General features: G+C 42.0%; 20 protein-coding genes. 15 read left to right on the forward strand and 5 right to left on the reverse strand.

Going from position 1 to position 22,787, the window contains the following annotated elements; all coding sequences use genetic code 11:
- Positions 1 to 27 precede the first annotated feature (27 nt).
- From ACRHOZ_RS13680 to ACRHOZ_RS13690, 3 genes are all read left to right on the forward strand, one after another.
- The gene (locus ACRHOZ_RS13680) at positions 28 to 2,298 is read left to right on the forward strand and encodes a TonB-dependent receptor (protein ID WP_431126556.1); all 2,271 of its coding nucleotides are present in this window, start codon (positions 28 to 30) and stop codon (positions 2,296 to 2,298) included.
- Positions 2,299 to 2,372: 74 nt separating this feature from the next.
- Positions 2,373 to 2,927, forward strand: a complete 555-nt coding sequence (locus tag ACRHOZ_RS13685) for a hypothetical protein (RefSeq protein ID WP_431126558.1) — start codon at positions 2,373 to 2,375, stop codon at positions 2,925 to 2,927.
- Between the two features lie 215 nt (positions 2,928 to 3,142).
- Complete coding sequence (locus ACRHOZ_RS13690) at positions 3,143 to 3,322, forward strand: SymE family type I addiction module toxin (RefSeq protein WP_431126560.1); 180 nt, start codon at positions 3,143 to 3,145, stop codon at positions 3,320 to 3,322.
- A gap of 240 nt (positions 3,323 to 3,562) precedes the next feature.
- On the opposite strand, the gene ACRHOZ_RS13695 is transcribed toward ACRHOZ_RS13690, so the two are convergent.
- Entirely contained in the window at positions 3,563 to 4,849 is a 1,287-nt protein-coding gene (locus ACRHOZ_RS13695) for an alpha/beta hydrolase family protein (RefSeq protein WP_431126562.1), read from the reverse strand.
- A gap of 110 nt (positions 4,850 to 4,959) precedes the next feature.
- Here ACRHOZ_RS13695 and ACRHOZ_RS13700 point away from each other — a divergent pair, with 110 nt between their 5' ends.
- Complete coding sequence (locus ACRHOZ_RS13700) at positions 4,960 to 6,102, forward strand: lycopene cyclase family protein (protein WP_431126564.1); 1,143 nt, start codon at positions 4,960 to 4,962, stop codon at positions 6,100 to 6,102.
- Here the strand turns inward: ACRHOZ_RS13700 and ACRHOZ_RS13705 are convergent.
- A complete protein-coding gene (locus tag ACRHOZ_RS13705; protein ID WP_431126566.1) occupies positions 6,099 to 7,082 on the reverse strand; it encodes a polyprenyl synthetase family protein in 984 nt (327 codons plus the stop codon). The two genes, ACRHOZ_RS13700 and ACRHOZ_RS13705, sit on opposite strands and share 4 nt — an antisense overlap.
- Before the next feature lie 120 nt (positions 7,083 to 7,202).
- Between ACRHOZ_RS13705 and ACRHOZ_RS13710 the strand changes: the two genes are divergently transcribed.
- The 6 genes from ACRHOZ_RS13710 (at position 7,203) to ACRHOZ_RS13735 (ending at position 15,093) form a co-directional block, all read left to right on the forward strand.
- Positions 7,203 to 7,772, forward strand: a complete 570-nt coding sequence (locus ACRHOZ_RS13710; protein WP_431126568.1) for an RNA polymerase sigma factor — start codon at positions 7,203 to 7,205, stop codon at positions 7,770 to 7,772.
- A 10-nt stretch (positions 7,773 to 7,782) separates the two neighbouring features.
- Positions 7,783 to 8,205: a hypothetical protein gene (locus tag ACRHOZ_RS13715; RefSeq protein ID WP_431126569.1), complete on the forward strand. Its 423-nt coding sequence runs from the start codon at positions 7,783 to 7,785 to the stop codon at positions 8,203 to 8,205.
- A gap of 217 nt (positions 8,206 to 8,422) precedes the next feature.
- Positions 8,423 to 9,028 carry a TetR/AcrR family transcriptional regulator gene (locus ACRHOZ_RS13720; protein WP_431126571.1) on the forward strand — a complete coding sequence of 202 codons (606 nt, stop codon included), beginning with the start codon at positions 8,423 to 8,425 and terminating at the stop codon, positions 9,026 to 9,028.
- Entirely contained in the window at positions 9,029 to 10,363 is a 1,335-nt protein-coding gene (locus tag ACRHOZ_RS13725) for a TolC family protein (protein WP_431126573.1), read from the forward strand.
- Between the two features lie 25 nt (positions 10,364 to 10,388).
- The gene (locus tag ACRHOZ_RS13730; RefSeq protein ID WP_431126575.1) at positions 10,389 to 11,564 is read left to right on the forward strand and encodes an efflux RND transporter periplasmic adaptor subunit; all 1,176 of its coding nucleotides are present in this window, start codon (positions 10,389 to 10,391) and stop codon (positions 11,562 to 11,564) included.
- A 19-nt stretch (positions 11,565 to 11,583) separates the two neighbouring features.
- Positions 11,584 to 15,093, forward strand: a complete 3,510-nt coding sequence (locus ACRHOZ_RS13735; protein WP_431126577.1) for an efflux RND transporter permease subunit — start codon at positions 11,584 to 11,586, stop codon at positions 15,091 to 15,093.
- Positions 15,094 to 15,163: 70 nt separating this feature from the next.
- Here the strand turns inward: ACRHOZ_RS13735 and ACRHOZ_RS13740 are convergent, their stop codons facing one another.
- A complete protein-coding gene (locus tag ACRHOZ_RS13740) occupies positions 15,164 to 15,514 on the reverse strand; it encodes a toxin-antitoxin system YwqK family antitoxin (protein ID WP_420401641.1) in 351 nt (116 codons plus the stop codon).
- A gap of 334 nt (positions 15,515 to 15,848) precedes the next feature.
- Here ACRHOZ_RS13740 and aspS point away from each other — a divergent pair, with 334 nt between their 5' ends.
- The 4 genes from aspS to ACRHOZ_RS13760 all read left to right on the forward strand — a co-directional run bounded on the left by aspS (position 15,849) and on the right by ACRHOZ_RS13760 (position 19,978).
- Entirely contained in the window at positions 15,849 to 17,597 is a 1,749-nt protein-coding gene (aspS, locus tag ACRHOZ_RS13745; protein WP_431126580.1) for an aspartate--tRNA ligase, read from the forward strand.
- Positions 17,598 to 17,658: 61 nt separating this feature from the next.
- The gene (locus tag ACRHOZ_RS13750; protein ID WP_431126582.1) at positions 17,659 to 19,443 is read left to right on the forward strand and encodes a chloride channel protein; all 1,785 of its coding nucleotides are present in this window, start codon (positions 17,659 to 17,661) and stop codon (positions 19,441 to 19,443) included.
- Positions 19,440 to 19,703, forward strand: a complete 264-nt coding sequence (locus tag ACRHOZ_RS13755; RefSeq protein WP_431126584.1) for a hypothetical protein — start codon at positions 19,440 to 19,442, stop codon at positions 19,701 to 19,703. The genes ACRHOZ_RS13750 and ACRHOZ_RS13755 overlap by 4 nt, the downstream gene beginning before the upstream one ends.
- 80 nt (positions 19,704 to 19,783) lie before the next feature.
- A complete protein-coding gene (locus tag ACRHOZ_RS13760) occupies positions 19,784 to 19,978 on the forward strand; it encodes a cold-shock protein (protein WP_138836430.1) in 195 nt (64 codons plus the stop codon).
- 63 nt (positions 19,979 to 20,041) lie between these two features.
- Here ACRHOZ_RS13760 and ACRHOZ_RS13765 read toward each other — a convergent pair whose 3' ends face one another.
- Positions 20,042 to 20,407, reverse strand: a complete 366-nt coding sequence (locus tag ACRHOZ_RS13765) for a hypothetical protein (RefSeq protein ID WP_431126586.1) — start codon at positions 20,405 to 20,407, stop codon at positions 20,042 to 20,044.
- 78 nt (positions 20,408 to 20,485) lie between these two features.
- Positions 20,486 to 20,935: a nucleoside deaminase gene (locus ACRHOZ_RS13770; RefSeq protein ID WP_431127130.1), complete on the reverse strand. Its 450-nt coding sequence runs from the start codon at positions 20,933 to 20,935 to the stop codon at positions 20,486 to 20,488.
- Positions 20,936 to 21,019: 84 nt separating this feature from the next.
- Between ACRHOZ_RS13770 and dxs the strand changes: the two genes are divergently transcribed.
- Positions 21,020 to 22,783, forward strand: a complete 1,764-nt coding sequence (dxs, locus tag ACRHOZ_RS13775; RefSeq protein WP_431126588.1) for a 1-deoxy-D-xylulose-5-phosphate synthase — start codon at positions 21,020 to 21,022, stop codon at positions 22,781 to 22,783.
- Positions 22,784 to 22,787: the final 4 nt, after the last annotated feature.

Genomic DNA, 22,787 nt, shown 5'->3' on the forward strand with positions numbered 1-22,787 from the left:
ATTTGTCTAAATTTAATTTTACCCGAATTGAAAAACAAGTATAACTATCTAGCTTTCTTAATTGTAAGCATCTTGGTCTGCTCAAACTCTTTGGCTCAGGGAACCCTAACAGGCACCTTATCCGAAAATGGTCAGCCTATTGCCTATGCCAATGTCCTATTAAAGGGCACTCAAATGGGTACGGCAACGGATGCTGATGGGCATTATGAGCTCGCCAATATTGAGCCTGGACAATACACACTGATAGCGTCTTCCATAGGTTACATCGCCTATAGGACTTCCATTTTGATAGGTAATGGCGAGGTAAAAACTTTGGATATTGAGCTAGAGGCTTCGGCCGAAAGTCTGGAGGAAACTGTGGTTACTGGAACCTTAAAACCTGTCAGTAGATTGGAAAGTGCGGTACCCGTTGAGGTGTACACCCCAACATTCCTTAAAAAGAATCCAACTCCCAACATTTTTGAAGCCCTTCAAAATGTGAACGGGGTACGCCCGCAAATCAACTGCAATGTTTGCAACACTGGGGATATTCATATCAACGGCCTGGAAGGCCCATATACTTTGGTGTTGATTGATGGCATGCCTATCGTCAGTGGCTTGGGTACGGTGTACGGGCTATCAGGAATTCCCAACTCCTTGATAGAACAAATTGAAATTGTAAAAGGCCCGGCTTCTACCCTATATGGTAGTGAAGCAGTAGGTGGGTTGATCAATGTTATTACCAAACATGCCCCCAATGCCCCGGAATTTTTTGCGGATGCCTATGTAACGGGTTGGGGCGAGTACAATTTGGACGTGGGCTCCAAAATTGAAGTGGGCCAAAACACCGACCTACTCCTTGGGGTCAACTATTTTAACTTCGATGAGGTAGTGGACAACAATGGGGACAACTTCACCGACCTCACGCTACAAGACCGAATATCAATATTCCAGAAATGGAATTTTAAGCGTAAGGATTCCAAGTTATTTTCCCTGGCTGGCCGATTCTTTTACGAAGACAGATGGGGCGGTGAACTACAATGGACTCCAGAATTCAGGGGTGGTGACGAGATTTATGGGGAAAGCATCTATACCCGAAGATGGGAGGTTTTGGGTAAATACCAGCTCCCCATTGATGAAAAAATGATGTTGTCTGTTTCCTATAATGACCATAACCAAAACTCGGTGTATGGGGATGTGAGTTATTTGGCCGATCAGCGCATTGGTTTTGGACAATTGACTTGGGATAAAACCGCAGGAAAGCATGATCTGTTGTTTGGAAGTGCAATCCGTTACAATTACTACGATGACAACACCCCCGCAACCGAAACTAGGGACGAAGTTTGGATTCCCAGTGTTTTTGTGCAAGATGAGTTTAAGTTTGCCGAGAAGCATTCCTTTTTAGGTGGATTGCGTTATGACTATGATCAACGGCACGGCAACATCTTTACCCCAAGGGCGGCTTATAAATGGAAAATCTCGGACAATGATATTTTTAGGGTCAATGCGGGTACAGGATTCAGGGTGGTCAACCTTTTTACCGAGGATCATGCGGCCCTAACGGGATCTAGGGATGTGATCATTGCCGAGGAGTTGAAACCGGAACGTTCCATCAACGTTAACCTTAACTATCTGAAGAAAATTTATGGTGACAACGGCACCTTTATCGGCATAGATGCCTCAGTGTTCTACACCCATTTCTCCAATATTATTTTGCCCGATTACGAAACCAATCCCAACCAGATTATCTACGACAACCTGGATGGAAAATCCGTTTCGCAAGGGGTAAGCGCCAATGTGGATTTGGTTTTGCCCAACGGCCTAAAATTTTTGGTGGGCGCCACCTGGCAAGATGTTAGCAATACCGAAAACGGGGTGACCCAGCGCCAGATTCTCACCGAAAGTTTTACAGGTACTTGGAATGTCTCCTACACCTTCCGAAATTTGGACTTGACCGTGGATTATACGGGTAATTTGTACGGCCCAATGCGATTACCTTTGTTGGGAGATTTGGATCCAAGGTCACCTGAATCTCCCACATGGAGTATCCAAAATATCCAGTTTACCTATAAAGGATTGGATAAGTTTGAGTTCTACGGAGGTGTAAAAAATCTGTTGGACTGGACACCCAACCGTGGCAATCCCTTTATCATTGCCCGAGCAAATGACCCGTTTGACAGAAACGTACAGTTCGACCCACAAGGGAATGTAGTGGCCACTGCGGACAACCCTTTTGCCCTTACTTTTGATCCCAGTTATGTGTATGGCCCCAACCAAGGGATTAGAGGGTTCTTTGGGTTGCGGTATACGGTTTTTTAGGGCTTTCGACTTTTGTTATATTAGCTACATAATGGTAATATATTCATCATTAAAACTAATAGCCGATTGGAAAAATGAATATAAATGTAGGAGTCTATAAAGTTGAATTAAGAACTGATGAAACCTATTCTGAGTCTTCTTCAGATAACATGAATCTTTATGACAAGGTTCATTTTGAGACATCCGAACACAAATTTTCAACCAAAATTGGCCTGAAAGTATTTAAAAATAACAGGTTGATTAATTCGGCCATAATTGGTTCAATTGGTGGTGGAACTGGAATCCACAAGAATTCTCAAATAATTGAAAATGATAGAATGGTTATATGTTGCTCAGATTCAATTTTTTGCTTATCAATTCCTGACTTAGAATTGATATGGAAAACACAGGCTGATCAAGCTACATGTTTTGAGATTTATAAGTACAATAACAGTTACATTATTCACGGAGAATTGGAAATCACCAGAGTTGATTCTGATGGAAATATAATGTGGAAGAGAAGTGGATCAGACATTTTCACAACTCCCACAGGAGTAAATGACTTTGAAATCACTGAAAAATATATTCTTGCAACTGATTGGGGAAACCGTACTTATAAATTTGATTTCGACGGAACACTCGTTAAATAAATAAACCAACTATACACTCAAGCTGAGGATTATGTATGGTTCCTTCTTTTGTGCTAAAACCCAAAAAGCTCCTATAAAATAAGCCCCAACCTCTATTTCCCTCCGTTTTTTTGAGCTAAAAGTCCAATTTTAACATAATTAATGCCCTGTTGTTCACTATGCCGAACACGACAATAAAAATTCCAACTTATATTCGTCTCATCGAATATTTGTAATTGAAATCCTTCAGAAAACTTAAGATCCATACCAAATTCCGTCGCCGTACTTGGGATCATACCACCGTTCCCGAAATCCGTTTGGAAGGAAAGTGGTTGGAGGAACTCGGTTTTGAGCAGGGCAAGACCGTTAAGGTCATTCAGGAGAATAAGGTTTTGGTTCTTGTTCTAGAAGATTAATTGTGCAGTTTTACACGATTCTATCCCAAGCCCACGGAAGTTTCATATAAATTCGTCAATTCGAGTGATTTTTCAAGATTCCCGCTTGAAAAATTGTATCGAGAATTAGAATTTTCAAATCAAAACCTTGTTCTCGATACATCCCGAAAAAATTCGGGAAACTCGAACTGACGGTTTTGTGTTTGAGATGAAAAACTAGGTATCACAAATTGTGATACCTAAAACGCAACTAGAATCATATCACTCAGGAACCGCATGCAACAACTCCATCCCCGTAGATGATCTTGGCACAAATCCTGGCCAGGTTTCCTCGTTGGAGTCTTCCTTGATATCCAAAAATTTGCTGTAGTCCTGCTGCTTTAGGTGGATTCCTAAAAAGGCGGTCACAAAATGCTGGTTGATGTTATTGATTCGTCTTTGATCCCAAGAAGGTTCCGCATAGCGGTAATACTCATCAATATGCAAACCAGCTTGCAAGGCCTCGGCAGGTGGTGGGTTGGGTGCCACGTTATGTCGTGCATCCATATAGGTCAACAGATATCGATCTGCATTTACAGCGCCCTCGTAAATGGCTTTGATCCCTTTTTCATAGCCCGAAATATCATCTTGGTCACCCGCAACAAACAGGGTAGGCGTCTTTAGGCCTTTCAGGGTTTCTGCATCCCAAACGCCACGCTCCATTCCCCAGGGTGCAAAAGCGACCACCGCTTTGATCCGTGGATCCATGGAGTTTTGATATGCCTCGCTTGCACCGCCTCGAACCGCCAAAGCATTGCTGCCTCCCGTCATCCCCTTAAAGAAATTAATGGCAAACTCACTGTAGGCCGCTCCTGCTACATTTAACACGCCATAACCGCCCATGGAATATCCTACTATTCCCGTATTATCTCCATCAACATGCTCGGAAAGAAAGTGTTTCCCAGCTGCCATTTCGTTCACCACAAAAAGGATATCCTTGGAACGATTGAGCAAGGTGCTCTGAAAAGGAGCTGCGTCCTTAAAGGTTGATTCCGTATGATCAATGGCCGCAACTATATATCCTTTGGAGGCCAGATTTTCGGTAAGATAAGTCATCAAGTAACGGGAACCCACATAGCCATGGGAAACCACGACCAAAGGAAATTTTCCATCCGAAGTTACTGCGGCCGCATCCCTGGAGGCCCTTCCATTAAAGGTAAAAGGAATTATGGGTCTGTTGGGGTCTCCGTTGGTACCCATGACTTCATCATATGATATCAATCCTTCGGTTTCAACGGTTGCGGGATACCATACCTCCACCGTTAAAGGTCGATCGTAAAGAGGATCATTCCCCTCTTTGGAATTAAGAACATCCACTTGCCCCTTGTTTACAAATTCCAAGGTTCGGACTCCAACCTTATACGATCCTCGAGCCGATAGCTCAGGTGCATCTGGCAAAGCATCTCCGTAAACAAATGATGTTTCTTTTTGGGCAATTAATAAAGCGGGTAATAGCAGACCCATAAGGAAAAGGGTCCGTAACAATTTGCGAGATTGTACAGTTTTCATTGTGCGATGGTTTTAGTTACTAAGCTCCTTACAAGATACCCATTTTGAATTCATTGAAGCACTCTTGTCTGGAATAATGATCTACTGTGTTCCTTTCCTTATTTTTGGGCATGCCCAAGTACGATTACATCATTGTTGGAGCTGGTGCATCTGGACTCTTGCTGGCCGATGCCTTAGGAAATGATTCCTTTTTTTCTGACAAGTCCATCTTGATCTTGGACAAGGACAACAAATCCAAAAATGATCGCACTTGGTGTTTTTGGGAGAAAGGTGTCGGGGATTTTGATAGTATATTATTTAAAAACTGGCCCAATATCTTTTTTGGAGGAAAGGATTTGAGCTTATCTTTTTCCATTACCCCCTACAGGTATAAGATGCTACGCGGCATAAACTTTTACAAGGAATTCAGATCAAGATTGAAGAAGTATTCCAACATCCAATGGGTACGGGATGAGGTGTTACGGATTGAAGAGAATGGAGACTGGGTAACTGTTTCAACCCAAACTGACCAATTCCTGGGCAAACAAGTCTTTAATAGCATTTTTGATTCCAAAGCAATCAAAACCCAACAGAAGTATCCCGTTATTCAACAGCATTTTTTGGGATGGTTCGTAAAAACCCCTAAACCGGTTTTTAATCCAAACGAGGCCACCTTTATGGACTTTTCCGTTCCCCAAAAAGGGAATACTAGATTTATGTACTTACTCCCATTTTCAGAGACTGAAGCCTTAGTGGAATATACTTTGTTTTCAGAAAATCTATTGGAAAAGTCTGAGTACGAAGAAGCCATAAAGGATTATCTGAAAAACAAACTGAGTTGCGCGAATTTTGAAATCATCGATAGTGAACAAGGCTCCATTCCCATGACTAGCTATCCATTTCATAAGCATAACTCTGATAGGGTTTTTAATATTGGCATTGCTGGAGGTTGGGCCAAACCCAGTACCGGTTTTACCTTTTATAACACCCACAAGAAAGTGAAACGTCTGGTAAATCGCATAAAAATGGATAAGAGCCTTACTGGGTTGTATCAAAAGAAAAGATTTTGGTTCTATGATCTATTGCTTTTGGACATCCTATCCAAACAAAACCATTTGGGAAGCAGCATCTTTGAATCGCTTTTTAAAAAAAGAAAGCCACAACTGATTCTGAAATTTCTGGAGGAAGAGACTTCCCTTTGGGAAGACCTCCAAATCATTTGGGCCTGTCCCAAACGTCCCTTTCTAAAAGCACTTTGGAACAGGTTGTTTTAAACGGTACGCTGCATGAGCTTGTTCCCAAATGCCTTTAAAAGTTCTTTGTTCTTTTCGGGAATGTTGAGGGATTCCAAGGTGGCAAAAGCTTTTTGGGTGTAGCTTTCGATTTCCTTTCTGGCCGCATCCACCGCTCCACTTTCCTCAAAAATGGTCTTGACCGTATCTACCTTGGCATTTGAATCTTCGGGTTGAATGGAATAGAGGTGCATCAGCCCCTCTTTGTCTTCCTTAGGCGCAAATTCCAAAGCTTTTAAATAGAGGAAAGTCTTTTTATTCTCAATGATATCTCCCCCAACCTGCTTTCCAAAAGTTTTGGGGTCGCCGAAAGCGTCCAAGTAATCGTCCTGTAACTGAAATGCTATCCCCAGATTTTGTCCAAACTCATAAATGGATTGTGCATCCTCTTCCGAAGCCCCTGCCAAAATCGCTCCCATTTTCATGGCACAAGCCACCAAAACAGCCGTTTTATACTCGATCATCTTAAGGTATTCCGGAATGGTGACATCATCCCTGGTTTCAAAATCCACATCGTATTGTTGGCCTTCACAAACCTCAACCGCCGTTTTGCTAAAAAGTACCGTAAGTGATTTAAAAACTTCAGGAGAATAGTCCTCCAAATATTGATAGGCATTGATCAGCATGGCATCCCCTGACAAAATTCCCGTGTTGATATCCCATTTTTCATGAACGGTGGTCTTCCCTCTTCGTAAAGGGGCATCGTCCATGATATCGTCGTGCACCAAGGAAAAATTGTGGAACACCTCTATGGCCAGTGCCGCATCCAACGCATCGGCGGGGCTACCTCCAAACAAGTCCGTTGTCATTAATGTCAACACAGGGCGCATCCGTTTTCCGCCCAAGCCCAATATATAGGCGATGGGCTCATAGAGGTTGTGGGGTTCTTTTGGAATCAGTTTGTTTTCCAAATGGGAATTGAACATTTCTCGGTAACGTTCAATGGCGTCTGAATTCGTCATGGATCAAAAATACGGTCAATTTAAACAGTATCCCAATCCCAAACAAAAGGGCAATTCAGCAAGATTTGAAAAAAGTTTCTTTAAAAAACGCAATAGATTTGAAAATCATCGTCTCTATAGATGAAGACCGCTAATAGGCTTTTTTTAATGGCAGCCAATAAAGAAAACTATAACAGACTCACTAGCTTTTTTAATGAGGAATACCATTCCTTAAAAGGTTATGTACAGTCTAGAATTGACGATACCACGGAACGTGACGCCGAGGATATTGTTCAGGATGTGGCCTTGCGGATTTTTTCAAGGACGGATGACCTATCGCCCATAAACAACATTGGGGGATTTGTATACAACTCCATTAGAAACCGAATTATTGATCTGATGCGAACCAAAAAGGACAAGGTAAACGAAGGAGATGATTTTGAAGCCCAATGGGCCGAGTTTGCCGAGCTCTTTTACGGGGATGCGGACAACAACTACCCTGAAAATGTTCAGGAAGCACTGAAACTTGGAATTAAAACCCTGAAACCAGTTTACCAAGATATTATTATAGCGGTAGACTTTGAGGGGTATACCTATAAGGAAATTGCAGAGGACACAGGTATTTCTATCGGGACATTAATGTCCAGAAGACATCGCGCTTTGTCCTTGTTATCAAAATATTTAGAAACTATAAAAAATTCAACATTATAATTAAAAGCATATGGAACCTAAAGAAAGATATTACGAAAAGAGGGTGGAAAAGTATGTAACCAAGGGTTTTAAAATATTCTTTGCCTTCATCATTTTTTGCATTTTGGTGCTGCTTGCAGGTTATGTATTCATGCACTTATGGAACTGGTTGATGCCTGACATCTTTGGATTGACCACTATTGGCTATTGGCAATCACTTGGACTGATACTATTGGCCAAATTTATCTTCGGATTTGGAAATCATTCCTCCAAAAAGTCCAATCATAAATCCGAAAAACGTCATAAAGGTGATCGGTTCTGTAGAACAAAAAAAGAGTTTTCCAAATGGCAGCACTACGATCAGTTCTGGAAAGAAGAAGGAGAAGAAGCCTATAACGCCTATTTGGAGCGAATTACTAAAGAAGAACAGCATGGCACCCAGGAAGAAAACTAAGGCCATAGAAAAAATTGACAGCTATCGACGCAGAGCTTTTTTCTGGCGTTCAAGTCCTAAATCAACAACTGAGTCCAATTCTGATTTCCAAAATCGCCAGTATACTGTTGATTAGTAACCCATAAGACCATAGGATTAAACATTCGTTAAAAAAATGTAAAACCTTGGAAACTTTTTTTGTTTTTAAAGTTTCCGGGTTTATTTTTGTCGCCCAATTATGCGAGATAAGATTTTACATAAGGCAACGGATATGTTCTTGACCCTAGGTTTTAAGAGCGTTACAATGGATGACTTGGCCAATGAAATGGGGATTTCCAAAAAGACGATCTACTCTCATTTTGAAAATAAGACCAAGTTGGTAGAGGAATGTGTGATGGACCTTTTCTGGTTTATCTCCAATGGTATTGATGAGATTATATCATTACAGAAGAATCCTATTGAGGAGCTTTATGAAATCAAAAAATTCGCAATGTGCCATCTGAAGGATGAAAAATCATCTCCCCAGTACCAATTGCAAAAGTACTACCCCAAACTGCATGACACATTAAAAAAGAAGCAGTTTGAGGTGATGCAGGAATGTGTTTTGGATAACATTAAGAGAGGCATAAAAATGGGAATATACAGGGATAACCTCAACGTTGAGTTTGTATCCCGAATTTATTTCTCCGGAGCTTTTAGTTTAAAAGATCCCGGTTTGTTCCCAATGAGCATGTTCTCCCATCCGCAACTGGAGGATATTTTCTTGGAATATCACTTGCGTGGCGTTGTAACACCCGACGGAAGAAAAATATTAAACTCAATCATCAATTCAAATCAAGAATAAATGCGAACAACCATCATTAGCCTATTTTTAATTCTATCATGGTACAGTCAGGCGCAGGAAACCAGCCCATACAGTTTTAGTATGGACGAGGCCATTGCCCATGCACTGGAACATAACTACAGCGCTATCAACGCCAGTAGGGATATTGTGGATGCCCAAAAGCAAAAATGGGAAACCATTGCGGACGGACTTCCTCAAATATCTGGGGACATTAGCTATCAAAATCAATTAAAGCAACCTGTAACCCAAATTCCAGCGGAGTTCTTTGGTGGTGAACCAGGAACCTTCCAGGAAGTTGTCTTTGGTCAGGCACAGTCTGCCAGGGCCACGGCCACCCTTACCCAACAGATTTTTGATGGGTCTTATATCGTGGGGGTTCAGGCCACTAAAGCTTTTCTGAGTTTTAGTCAAAACAACAAGGAAAAGAACGAACTGGATGTCCGGAAAGCAGTTGTTGAGGCTTACGGCAATGTGCTTTTGGCCCAAGAGAGTGTTTTGATTTCCGAGAACAACAAAAAGACCTTGGAGAAAAACCTGTACGAGACCCAAAAAATATTTGAAAATGGTCTGGGGGATGAAGAAAGTGTAGATCAGTTGAAAATTACACTCTCCTCTGTGGACAATCAACTCAAAAATGCCAAACGTTTGGAGAAGATTACGCTTCAAATGTTGAATTTGGTCTTGGGACTCCCTATTGAGACACCAACGGTTTTAACCGAAAACTTGGATGATCTTACGCAAAAGCAAATCGATTTTGGGTTGGTGGATTCTGCCTTCAATATTCAAAACAATGTGGATTATAAATTGGCCATTAATCAAGAAGAGCAGCGTTATTTTGAACATAAGTTGGCCAAAAGTAGGGCACTGCCCACTTTGAATGCCTTTGTGAATTACGGGGGAAACTCGTTCAGTGACAGCTTTAATTTTCTGAGCAGCGGACAGGAATGGTTCGGTTCCTCTGTTTTGGGGTTTGACCTTAGCATTCCTCTTTTTAGTTCGCTGAAACGAAGTGCCAGTACGCAACGGGCCAAGATTGCCTTGGAAAAAGCCAAGACACAGCTCACAGAGGCCGAGGAGCAAATCCGATTACAACTAGAAAGTGCCAAAAGCGACTATATCCTGGCTATAGAAGAGTACGGAACCTCCAAAGAAAATTTGGAGCTTGCGGAGCGTATCGAAAATAAAAATCAAATCAAATATTCTGAAGGATTGGCAACCAGTTTTGAGCTAAGACAGGCCCAAACCCAATTGTACACTACCCAGCAGGAGTACCTTCAATCCATGGTGGATGTTATAAATAACAAAACCGAATTGGAAACCATCTTAAATAATTAAACTCATCAAATAATCCATATCAATCATGAAAAAAATAACATATATCATACTAACAGCCGTAGTTCTTTCCTCTTGTGGAGGTGGTTCACAAAGTACAGTTGAAAGTGTGTTGGCAGATAAAAACCTTGAGGCCATCCGAGGAAAGCGAGCAGAAATTTCAGAGCAGCAAAAAGCGTTGGAGAAGCAATTGCATTCCCTTGATTCCGCCATCGCTCAATTGGATGACCAGGCAAAGTTGCCTCTTGTGACCACTATTTTGGCCAATGCGGAAAAGTTTGACCACTATTTGGAACTTCAGGGAGATGTTATGACCAAACAAAATGTATTGGTTTACCCTGAAATATCCGGAACGTTGAACCGTGTTTATGTCAAAGAAGGTCAAAAAGTGTCCAAAGGACAATTGCTGGCTTCCATAGATGATGGTGGACTATCCAGTCAATTGGCACAAATGAAAACACAAGCAGCCTTGGCCAAAACCACCTTTGAGCGTCAAAAAAGATTATGGGAACAGAATATTGGTTCTGAAATCCAGTATCTAGAGGCCAAAACCACTTATGAAGCTCAAGAGAGTGCCGTAAAGCAGATGCAGAGCCAGGTGGCCAAATCCACCATTCGGGCGCCATTCTCCGGAATTATTGACGATGTGATCCAGGATCAAGGTACTGTGGTAAGTCCAGGTACTGGGGTAGCTGTTTTTCGAATCGTCAACCTTTCCAATATGTATATCGAGGTGGAAGTTCCAGAAAGTCATTTGCCTAATGTAACCCCTGGAAAAAATGTTGAGGTTTACTTTCCTGTACTAGGCGATAGCGTAACCACCAAGGTTAGACAGACTGGAAACTTCATCAATCCAAGTAACCGTTCGTTTACGGCTGAAATTCCAGTTCCTAGCGAAAATGGAAAAATTAAGCCCAACCTTACGGCCAAGGTCATGATCAATGACTACACCAACGAAAATGCCATTTTGATTCCCCAAAGTATCGTTTCCGAAAATGCGGAGGGAGAACAATATGTGTACTTGGTGGATGCAGATTCCGTTTCGTCTGACGCCATTGCCAAAAAAGTAATCATTGAAACCGGAAAGACGCAAGGTGATTATGTTGAGGTATTGGCAGGAATCAATAATGGTGACGGTATCATAGATGAGGGTGCCCGGAGCGTAAAAGAGGGCCAAAAGGTAAGAATCAAAAACGGCGAATAGACCAAAGACTTAAATTATTATGAGCAAGCAAAAAAAGAAAGTCGACAAAGAATTTAGGCTGTCCTCATGGGCCATTGACAACAAAACAACCATGTATGTTTTGATTGCTGTGATACTTTTTCTTGGTGCATCCGCATACTTTAGCATGCCTCGGGAAAACTTCCCTGAGATTAAGGAAACAAAAATCTACATAAGCTCCCTTTATCCAGGAAACACTGCTGAGGATATTGAGAAATTGATTACGGATCCGTTGGAGGATGAGCTTAAAACAGTCAGTAATGTCATAGAAATAACCTCTACCTCTCAGGAGGATTATTCCATGATCATAGTGGAGTTTGATGAAAACATCTCGGTGGAAGCTGCCAAGCAAAAGGTAAAGGATGAGGTGGATTCCCAAACGGCGGGAGAAGATTGGCCCACCTTTAACGGTGCCAAAGTGGAACCCAATGTGTTTGACCTAAGTATGTCCGAGGAGATACCTATTTTGAACATCAATATTTCTGGAGATTACCCAGTGGATAAACTCAAGGAATACGGGGAATATTTAGAGGATGAAATTGAGGGACTGGCGGAAATTAAGCAGGTAGATATCCGTGGTGCGCAAGAAAAGGAAGTGGAGGTTGCGGTTGACATCTATAAAATGATGGCTGCCCAAGTTAGCTTCAATGATGTGATCAACGCCATTGGCAATGAAAACATGACCACTTCCGCCGGTAACCTGATTACCAGTGGTCAACGCAGAACCATTAGAATCGTAGGTGAAATTGATGAACCCAAAGATTTGGATGATTTTGTGGTGAAATCTGAAAACGATGACCCAGTTTACCTTAAGGACATTGCCGAAGTGACTTTTAAGGAAGAGGACAAAACCACCTATGCGCGTGAATTTGGACATCCTGTTGTGATGTTGGATGTGAAAAAACGTGCAGGTAAGAACATGGTGGCGGCCGCCGAACAAATTCAAGTTATTGTGGACAATGCCGTTGAAAATGTGTTTCCACAGGATTTGGAAATCAGTATAGCCAACGATCAATCTTCCAAGACTATTGGGCAGGTAGACGACCTTGTAAACAACATCATCTTCGGTATTATTCTAGTAGTAACGGTATTGATGTTTTTCTTAGGATTTAAGAATGCCCTTTTTGTTGGGTTCGCCATCCCCATGTCCATGTTTATGTCGTTGATGATCTTAAGCATGTTGGGATACACCATGAACACCATGATCTTGTTTGGATTGATTATGGGATTGGGAATGCTGGTTGATAATGGAATTGTGGTAGTTGAGAACGCGTACCGATTGATTGATCAAGAAGGGATGACACCCATGCAGGCAGCTAAAAAAGGGATTGGTGAAATCGCCTTTCCAATTATCATCTCTACCTTGACCACAGTGGCAGCCTTTGTTCCTCTAGGATTATGGCCAGGGGTTATGGGACAATTTATGATCTATTTCCCTGTTACATTATCCGTAGTTCTAGGGTCATCGCTCTTTGTTGCCATCTTCTTTAACTCCGTATTGGTCTCACGCTATATGACCACGGAAGACAAAGAAATGCCGCTAAAACAAATAATCCAGATAACCTCCATTGTTGGAGGAATTGGGCTGTTGATTATGATTTTTGGCGGAAGCTATCGGGCTTTGGGAACCCTTATGGTTGTTACGGGCATTCTGCTCTGGATATACCGACTTTTCTTGAGGGGCTGGGCCAACGGTTTTCAAAATACCATTTTACCCAAATGGGAAAGATTTTATGAGCGCACGCTTAGAAGGGCATTGGCTGGCAGAAAACCTATCTATATTGCCATTGGAACTTTCGTATTGTTGCTAATTGCATTTATGGGATTTGGAGCCTCTGTAGGAAGTCAGCGAACCAAGGTAGAGTTCTTTCCGGACAATACTCCCAATCAAATCATTGTCTACATAGAGTATCCTGAAGGAACCGACATTAAGAAGACCAATGACATTACCGCAGAAATTGAGCAGCGTGTTTATGGCATTATCAATGAGGATGCTTATTTACATGGGGACTATAACTTTTTGACGGAAAGTGCGGTTTCCCAAGTTGGCGCCGGTGCGGGAAATCCGCAGACCGATGGAGGGTCTACAGCTGAAATGCCACATAGAGGAAAGATTACTGCCACCATGCGGGAATATAAGTTCCGCGAAGGAGCGGATAGTAACGATCTGTTGAAAAAAGTTCAGGAGGCCCTAAAGGACATATATCCTGGGGTGGCCATTTCTGTTGAAAAGGATGCAGTAGGTCCGCCCGCGGGTTATCCCATCAACATTGAACTGGAAGGAAACGATTACTCTGAGCTTATTGCTACCGCTGAAAAAATGCGGAATTACATCAATTCCAAAAATATTCCAGGAATTGATGAGCTTAAGGTGGATGTAAACAAATCAAAGCCTGCCATGTTGGTTGACGTGGATCGGAAAAAGGCCGGTGAATTAGGTGTTTCCACAGGACAGGTAGGGCAGCAACTGCGAAATTCCATCTTTGGTGCCAAGGCCGGGATTTACAAAGAAGATGGTGAGGATTATGATATCTATGTTCGCTTCAATGAAGAGAACCGATACAATACCAGTGCGATCTTTAACCAAAAGATCACCTTTAAGGATCAGAATTCCGGGCAAACCAAGGAAGTTCCAATTTCCGCGGTAGCCAAACAGGTCAACACCTCTGGATTTAGCGCCATTAAACACCGTGAAACGGAAAGAGTGGTTACGGTCTATTCTGCCCTTGCTCCTGGTTTTACGGATGCCAATGCCGTGGTAAGCAAGATCAAGGATGAAATGGATTCGTTCACCGAGCTTCCAGCCGATATCAAGATTGACTATACAGGACAATTGGAGGAGCAGAACAAACAAATGGCATTTTTAATGGGTGCCTTCTTTACAGGATTGGGGCTGATTTTCTTTATTCTGATATTCCAGTTCAATTCCGTTTCCAAACCAGGAATTATTATGCTGGCCATCTTCTTGAGTTTGATTGGGGTGTTTGGTGGAATTGTAGCTACGGGAAGTGCATTTGTGATCATGATGACCATGATGGGAATTATTTCCTTGGCGGGTATTGTGGTAAACAATGGAGTGGTGCTTCTGGATTATACCCAACTCTTGATCGATAGGAAGAAAGTGGAATTGGAATTGGAAGAAGATGACCTTTTGGAGCCAAAGGACTTTTTGGAGGCCGTGGTCAAAGGAGGTAAAGCGAGGTTACGTCCAGTATTGCTAACAGCTATTACCACCATTCTCGGTTTGATTCCGTTGGCAACAGGATTCAATATCAACTTCTTCACCTTGTTCAGTGAGTTTAACCCCAATATCTACTTTGGTGGGGACAATGTGATCTTCTGGGGGCCTTTGGCCTGGACGGTTATTTATGGACTGTTTGTGGCCACCTTCCTAACCTTGATCGTGGTGCCTATTCTCTTTAGCCTGGTCTACCGAATTAAGGTAAGAATCCATAAAAGAAGGGTAAGAAAAGAGGAGCATAAAAAAGAAGTGTTGGACATTGCGGCCTAAGCCTGTTCATAACAAATAAAAAAGCCCCCCGATTACTCGGGGGGCTTTTTTATTTAAACACTATCTCAATTTACATATCAACAGAAACAATCTCGGATTGGTTCCAATTCTTCACATGTACTATGCGGTTTTCCACAAAGTCAACTTCCTTCAAAATCTCATCTTTCCAGAAAAACCATTTTCCCGATTTTTTCCCGTTAATATACTTTCCGGAGGCTATTTTCTTACCTTCCAAGTTGTACATGAACCACTGCCCATGTAATTTTTCATTTAAAAAATAACCCGTTTGGGCTATCTCGCCATTTTCGTGAAAATATGTAGCCTTAACCATGTCCCCTACCTTTTCCATAGTGGGTTCAATATTTTGTGAGTACATACCAACCGAAAACATCACTGCCAAAAAAAATATTGCTTTCTTCATATGATATGGGATTTAAATTATTGTTTCAGTAACATTAACGACATAAAGGTACTTAATATTTTACGTTAAATATATATTTTCGTAACATTAAATTTACATTACCCATGTAGTTATTTGTTTATCAGACTTTTAACCTAAAAGATATTTTTAACTACAATCCTTTCATCGAGAAATATTGCTAAAAATCTAGACCGCATTTTAGATCAATCCAGATTTCGCCAAACCCAAGTGATCTTTAATTGTATTGGATAAAGACCGATATAATTAGAAAATGCATTTATCTAGCAGAAAATAATGGCATTCCCCTTAAATTTGCCCCTCCATAGCAAATAAGATGTATAGAAATAATACTTGTGGTGCCCTAAGGGCCTCAGATATCAATTCGGAAGTTGTACTAAGTGGTTGGGTCCATAAAGTAAGGGACAAAGGTTTTGTGGTTTGGATAGATTTAAGAGATCGATATGGTATTACCCAATTGGTTTTGGATCAAGACCGAACTCTTGTCGAACTTTTGGATATGGCCAAGGAACTGGGTCGTGAAACCGTAATCCAGGTAAAAGGTCAGGTGATAGAACGGGCTTCCAAGAACCCCAACATCCCAACTGGTGATATCGAAGTTTTGGTAACCGAGCTTCAGATTCTTAACGAATCCATCCTCCCTCCTTTTACCATCGAAGATGAGACGGATGGTGGAGAGGATATCCGAATGAAATATCGTTATCTTGACATTAGGAGAAATCCTGTCAAGAACAATTTGATCTTTCGGCACAAAGTGACCATGGAGGTTAGAAAATACCTTTCCGACCAGGGATTTATTGAAGTAGAGACTCCCTACCTCATCAAATCCACTCCCGAAGGTGCAAGGGATTTTTTGGTGCCAAGCCGCATGAATGAGGGACAATTCTATGCTTTGCCACAATCCCCCCAGACCTTTAAGCAATTGCTCATGGTAGGGGGAATGGACAAATATTTCCAAATCGTAAAGTGCTTTAGGGATGAGGATTTGCGTGCAGACCGCCAACCCGAATTTACGCAGATTGATTGCGAAATGGCATTCGTGGAGCAGGAAGATATCCTAAATGCATTTGAAGGGTTGACCAAACATCTATTGAAAGAAATCCACGGGATTGATCCCGGGGATTTTCCCAGAATCACTTTTGATGAAGCCATGCAGAAATACGGGAACGACAAACCCGATATTCGGTTTGGAATGGAATTCGGAGAGTTAAATTCAGTGGCTCAGCACAAGGAATTCAATGTCTTCAATACAGCAGAGTTGGTTGTAGGTATTGCTGTTCCTGGGGGAGCGGCTTACACCCGAAAAGAAATAGACAAGCTAATTGACTGGGTCAAGCGTCCTCAAGTAGGGGCTAAGGGCATGGTCTATGTAAAATGTAATGAGGATGGCTCCTTTAAATCTTCCGTGGACAAATTCTATGATCAGGAAGATTTGGCCCAATGGGCCAAAGTGACAGGAGCAAAAGCCGGTGATCTTATTTGTGTACTTTCAGGGAACACCAACGAAACAAGAGCGCAGCTAAGTGCACTTCGAATGGAATTGGCGGAGCGTTTAGGTCTAAGGAAACCGTATGAATTTGCCCCGCTGTGGGTCATTGACTTTCCGTTGTTGGAATTGGACGAAGAAACGGGAACCTATCACGCCATGCACCACCCCTTTACCTCTCCTAAACCAGGTCAGTTGGAATTACTGGACTCGAATCCAGGGGATGTAAAAGCCAATGCCTACGATTTGGTGCTCAATGGAAATGAGATAGGAGGAGGTTCCATCCGTATTCATGACAAGGAAATACAAGCCACCATGTTCAAACATTTGGGTTTCACCCCTGAAGAGGCCAAGGAACAGTTTGGATTTTTAATGGATGCCTTCCAATATGGTGCTCCTCCACATGGAGGTATTGCATTTGGACTGGATAGGTTGGTGTCTATTTTGGGTGGCCAGGAAACCATCCGTGATTTTATTGCATTCCCCAAAAACAACAGTGGTAGGGATGTTATGATCGATGCTCCGGCCAACATTGACGAGGAACAATTGAAAGAGCTCCATTTAAAGCTAGATCTTTAAAGTAGTTACAAATCCCGCCGCTGAGCGGGATTTTTAATACTTTTAAGTACAGTTGCATTCAATGCCCAACAAAAAGAAAAATCTCCTCACGCGATTCCTCAAATGGCGGTATAAAAATATCTCCAACAAAACCTTTGTGCATATTATGAGCGTGGTGGTTGGGTTTATGGCCGGATTGGCGGCAGTCTCCCTAAAAAACATCACCTACTTTATACAGGCACTACTGGAAGGGGCTATTGTTATTTCAGAGAACCAGCTATACTTTATCCTGCCCGTTTTTGGACTGACCTTGGTGTATCTATATGTGAAGTTTGTGCATAAAAAGCCCATACAACATGCCGTTTCTTCCATTATTTTTTCCCTCTCCAAAAAAGGTGGCTTGCTAAAGGTCAAAAACATTTATACACCGCTAATAGCGGCACCATTGACGGTAGGTTTTGGAGGTTCCGTAGGGTTGTTGGGGCCAGCTGTAAAATCAGGAGCGGCCCTAAGTTCCAATCTAAGCAGGTTGTTCCATATTGATGCCAAGACCCGTTCCCTTTTGGTGGCCTGTGCTTCCGCGGGAGCCATTTCTTCCATTTTTCAATCGCCCATTGCGGCCATTATTTTTGCGGTGGAAGTGTTTACTCTTGACCTTACCATGCTATCCATGTTGCCCTTGCTGTTGGCCTCTATTTCCGGAGTGCTTACCTCCTATTTCTTTTTGGGCAACGAAGTACTTTTTAGTTTCTCATTATCTGAGGGGTTTGAACTTAAAGACACTTTCTTTTACATATTATTGGGCGTCGGAACCGCTTTTGCTTCCATCTACTTCACCAAAATGTACTTCTCCATTTTGGAGTTTTTCAAACGCTTTAAAAGCCCAAAATACAAGCTTTTGGTTGGTGGTTTGGCCATAGGAATCATGCTCTATGCCATTCCGCCCTTATATGGTGAAGGGTTTGGTTTCATAAATAATTTGTTGGACGGAGATCATATTGAAGCATTGGGCAAAACCCCTTTTGATGCCTACACCCACAATATTTGGGTGGTGATAGCTCTTTTGTTTGGCATTACCATTTTCAAAGCCATTGCCATGACAACCACCTTTGCCGCTGGGGGTGCTGGAGGGATTTTCATCCCAACGATGGTGATGGGAAGTGCTTTGGGAAATGTGGTGGCCAAGGTCATCAACAATCTGGGGCTGGGCTTCGATGTCTCAGAAAGTAATTTTACCTTGATTGGAATGGCGGGCTTGATTGCGGGGGTTATCCATGCCCCATTGACCGCCATATTCCTGATTGCGGAAATAACAGGCGGGTATCAACTTTTTGTACCCTTGATGATCACCGCTTCAATTTCCTATCTCATCACCAAAAACGCATTGGATTACACCATTTACACCAAAGAACTGGCTAAAATTGGAGCCCTGCTTACCCACAACAAAGACCAAATGGTCTTGGGGTTGATGGAAATGGATGACGTCATAGAGACAAACTTTAAGTCGGTACATCCAGAAATGTCCTTGGGGCTAATGTTACATGAATCCGTTTCCAAATCCAAACGGAACATATTTCCTGTGTTGAACGAGGATCAAAAGTTAATGGGCATTATCGTTTTGGATGACATCCGTGAATTTATGTTTGATAAAAAGCTTTATGACACGGTCTTTGTCAAAAATCTGATGCATGCCCCCCCGGAACATATTTTTTACAATTCGGATAACATGAAACAGGTGATGCGAAAATTTCAGGACAGTGGCGCTTGGAACCTTCCTGTGATCAAGGATGGTAAATATGTCGGTTTTATTTCAAAATCCAAGCTCTTGACCGCCTATCGAAGAAAATTGATCAATTACACCCGATGAAATTCAAACTAAAATATATCATCATTTTTGCGGTAATAGCTTCCTTTGGTTCCATCATCTATGGTTTCACAATCAAAGAAGAAAATACCCGAATAGCCAATAAATTTATTGGCGCCGGAACCGCTGGACTGTTCTTGGTAGCCATGCCCCTTTTCTTACTAAAAGCAAGTAAGGGTAAGCAGATGAAAGATTATATGTTGACCAAGGAGAACATTAAAAAGATGCAGTCAAACGAGGAAAAAAAGACTGAAAATCAATAATTTTCTTAAGATTTAAAGTTGAAATCATCCAAAGCAAATTAAAATAAACTACATTAGTACTTTAACAATTATTTATTTTAATGACTGGCACAGTAAAATTTTTTAATGGATCCAAAGGTTATGGCTTCATTACCAACGACGACACAGGAAAAGACATTTTCGTTCATGTTACCGCATTGAACGGAGTGGAATTGAACGAAGGCGACAAAGTAGAATACCAAGAAGAAGAAGGAAGAAAAGGAGTGGTTGCTGCACAAGTGCAGGTAATCGGATAACAATATTTTATTTTGATTTGACAAAGCCCTGATATCTAATCAGGGCTTTTTTAGTGGCAAAATCTATTGTTTTTCATCTTCCTTTTCATCCAATGGGCAAGAGCACAACGCAGCATAGAGGGCTGAATTATTTTTCTTGTCTATCTTCGAACAGACTGATGGTTTTCTACACCCTTCCCTAGCTCCCTTTTTCTTGATGGGACTTTCACCCGATTTACATCGTGCAATACCGTCCATGATTCCTTTGGCATAATCTATTTGCCCCTTACTTCGCCATTCATCAGCATGTTGTTCTCCCACGCGCATTGCTTCTGCACTATGACAATACATTTTTGCGGTGTTCAATCCTTGCTCAAAAGTCCACTTTTCCTGAGCACTTGAAAAGAAGACCATTGTTAAACCCAAAACTAAAGTCAAGTAAAATTTCATATTCGATATTTATAAGTTAGAATATCAAATATATGTAATCTTTTTCTTACACATTTATCCGGTGAGAGATATAAAAAGTTAATTCAAATTCCGCCGTTGAATAAAAAACCGTTTAAGCATTTCAGAAGATTCATGCTCCAAAATCCCACCAATGACCTCGGTTTTGGGATGCAGATGACCTCCCATTACCTTATATCCCCGCTCCAAATCGGGTGCGCCATATACCACTCGGGACACCTGACTCCAATACAAGGCCCCTGCACACATTTGGCAGGGTTCCAGTGTCACATACAAAGTGCAGCCGTGTAGATACTTCCCTCCCAAAAAATTGGAAGCAGCGGTGATCGCTTGCATTTCGGCATGTGCAGTAACATCTTTCAAACGTTCCGTTAGGTTGTGGGCACGTCCAATGATCCTGTTGTTGACCGCAACCACTGCCCCAACCGGAACTTCCCCATTTTCAAAGGCTATTTGGGCCTCTTGTAGTGCCTTTTTCATAAAATAATTATCATCGAACGGATTCTCCACCATTTACTTGCAGTCTTTTATAAGATGGCTAAGCTACGGATAAATTCATTTTAGGGAATATGGGTATTTTTGTTTTTTGTTTCCTTGAAAAAACTTTTAACACATATCAATTCCCCTCAAGACCTCAAAAAGCTGTCCGCGTCAGAGTTGCCTCTGCTCGCGCAAGAACTTCGGGAATTCATCATCGACATTGTTGCCACAAAAGAGGGACATCTGGGTGCCAGTCTTGGAGTTGTGGAACTCACCATCGCATTACATTATGTTTTTGACACCCCCAATGATAAGCTCATTTGGGATGTGGGACATCAAGCCTACGGTCATAAAATACTGACTGGAAGAAAGGAAATCTTTGATACCAACAGGCAAAAGGATGGGATTAGCGGTTTTCCCAAACGCGCGGAAAGTGAATATGACCATTTTGGTACTGGGCACAGTTCTACCGCCATTTCTGCCATCTTGGGAATGGCCATGGCCTCAAAACTTCAGGGCAATCAGTCTAAACAGCATATCGCCGTGGTCGGGGATGCTTCCATTGCCAGCGGGATGGCTTTTGAAGGGCTTAACCATCTAGGGGTATCCAATACCAATGCCCTAATTGTTTTGAATGACAATGCCATAGGGATTGATCCAAGTGTAGGAGCTTTAAAAAAATACTTGACCAACGTAAAGAAGGGGACGGCCAAGGATGAAAATATCTTTGAATGCCTCAATTTGAATTATTCCGGCCCAATGGATGGGCATGATGTGCATGCTTTGATAGCGGAGTTGGAGCGATTAAAAAATGTTCCTGGACCAAAACTATTGCACGTCATCACCACAAAGGGAAAAGGCCTTAAAAAGGCTGAAGAAAATCAGGTGGTATACCATGCTCCTGGAAAGTTTGATAAACATACCGGAGAGCGTATCCCTAAAACAGGGGAACAACAACCCCCAAAATACCAAGATGTATTTGGACATACGCTTGTGGAACTGGCAAAGAAAAATGACAAGATTGTTGGAATTACTCCAGCCATGCCCACAGGAAGTTCGTTGAAATTCATGATGGACGAAATTCCGGATAGGGCTTTTGACGTAGGTATTGCTGAACAACATGCCGTGACCTTGGCAGCTGGAATGGCCACCCAAGGATTGATTCCATTTTGTAATATCTACTCCACTTTTTTGCAACGCGCCTATGACCAGGTCATTCATGACGTTGCCCTACAAAACCTTCCGGTCGTGTTCTGTTTGGATCGCGCTGGACTGGTGGGTCAGGATGGCCCTACCCACCATGGTGTTTTCGATTTGGCCTATTTAAGGTGCATTCCCAATCTCACTATTTTTTCCCCCATGAACGAGATGGAACTGCGAAACATAATGTTCACCGTTCAACAAGAAACATTAAGTCCCATTGCCATACGATATCCCAGGGGAAGAGGTGTAAATCTGGAGTGGAAAAACCATCTTGAACCCATTGCATTGGGCAAGGGCCGTTGTTTAAAACAGGGTTCCAAAATTGCCATCCTTTCCATTGGACATATAGGAAATCGTGTTTCAGAATTATTGGAAAAACTGGACAATCCGGATGAAATTGGCCATTACGATATGCGTTTCGTCAAGCCCTTGGATCACAAATTGCTGAAGCAAGTGTTTCAGACGTATGACCATATCATAACCTTGGAGGATGGATGTAAAATGGGCGGCTTTGGCTCTGCCATTCTTGAATTTGCCAATCAAGAAAATTTTACAAATCCCGTTAAGATTTTCGGGATACCTGATAACTTTGTTGAACATGGAACAATTTCCGAAACACATACCATGGCTGGTATAGATTTTGATGCAATTTTTTCTTATATAAAATCAACCTAAAGCA

Source organism: Flagellimonas flava (assembly GCF_050617915.1).
GTDB lineage: Bacteria > Bacteroidota > Bacteroidia > Flavobacteriales > Flavobacteriaceae > Flagellimonas > Flagellimonas flava_A.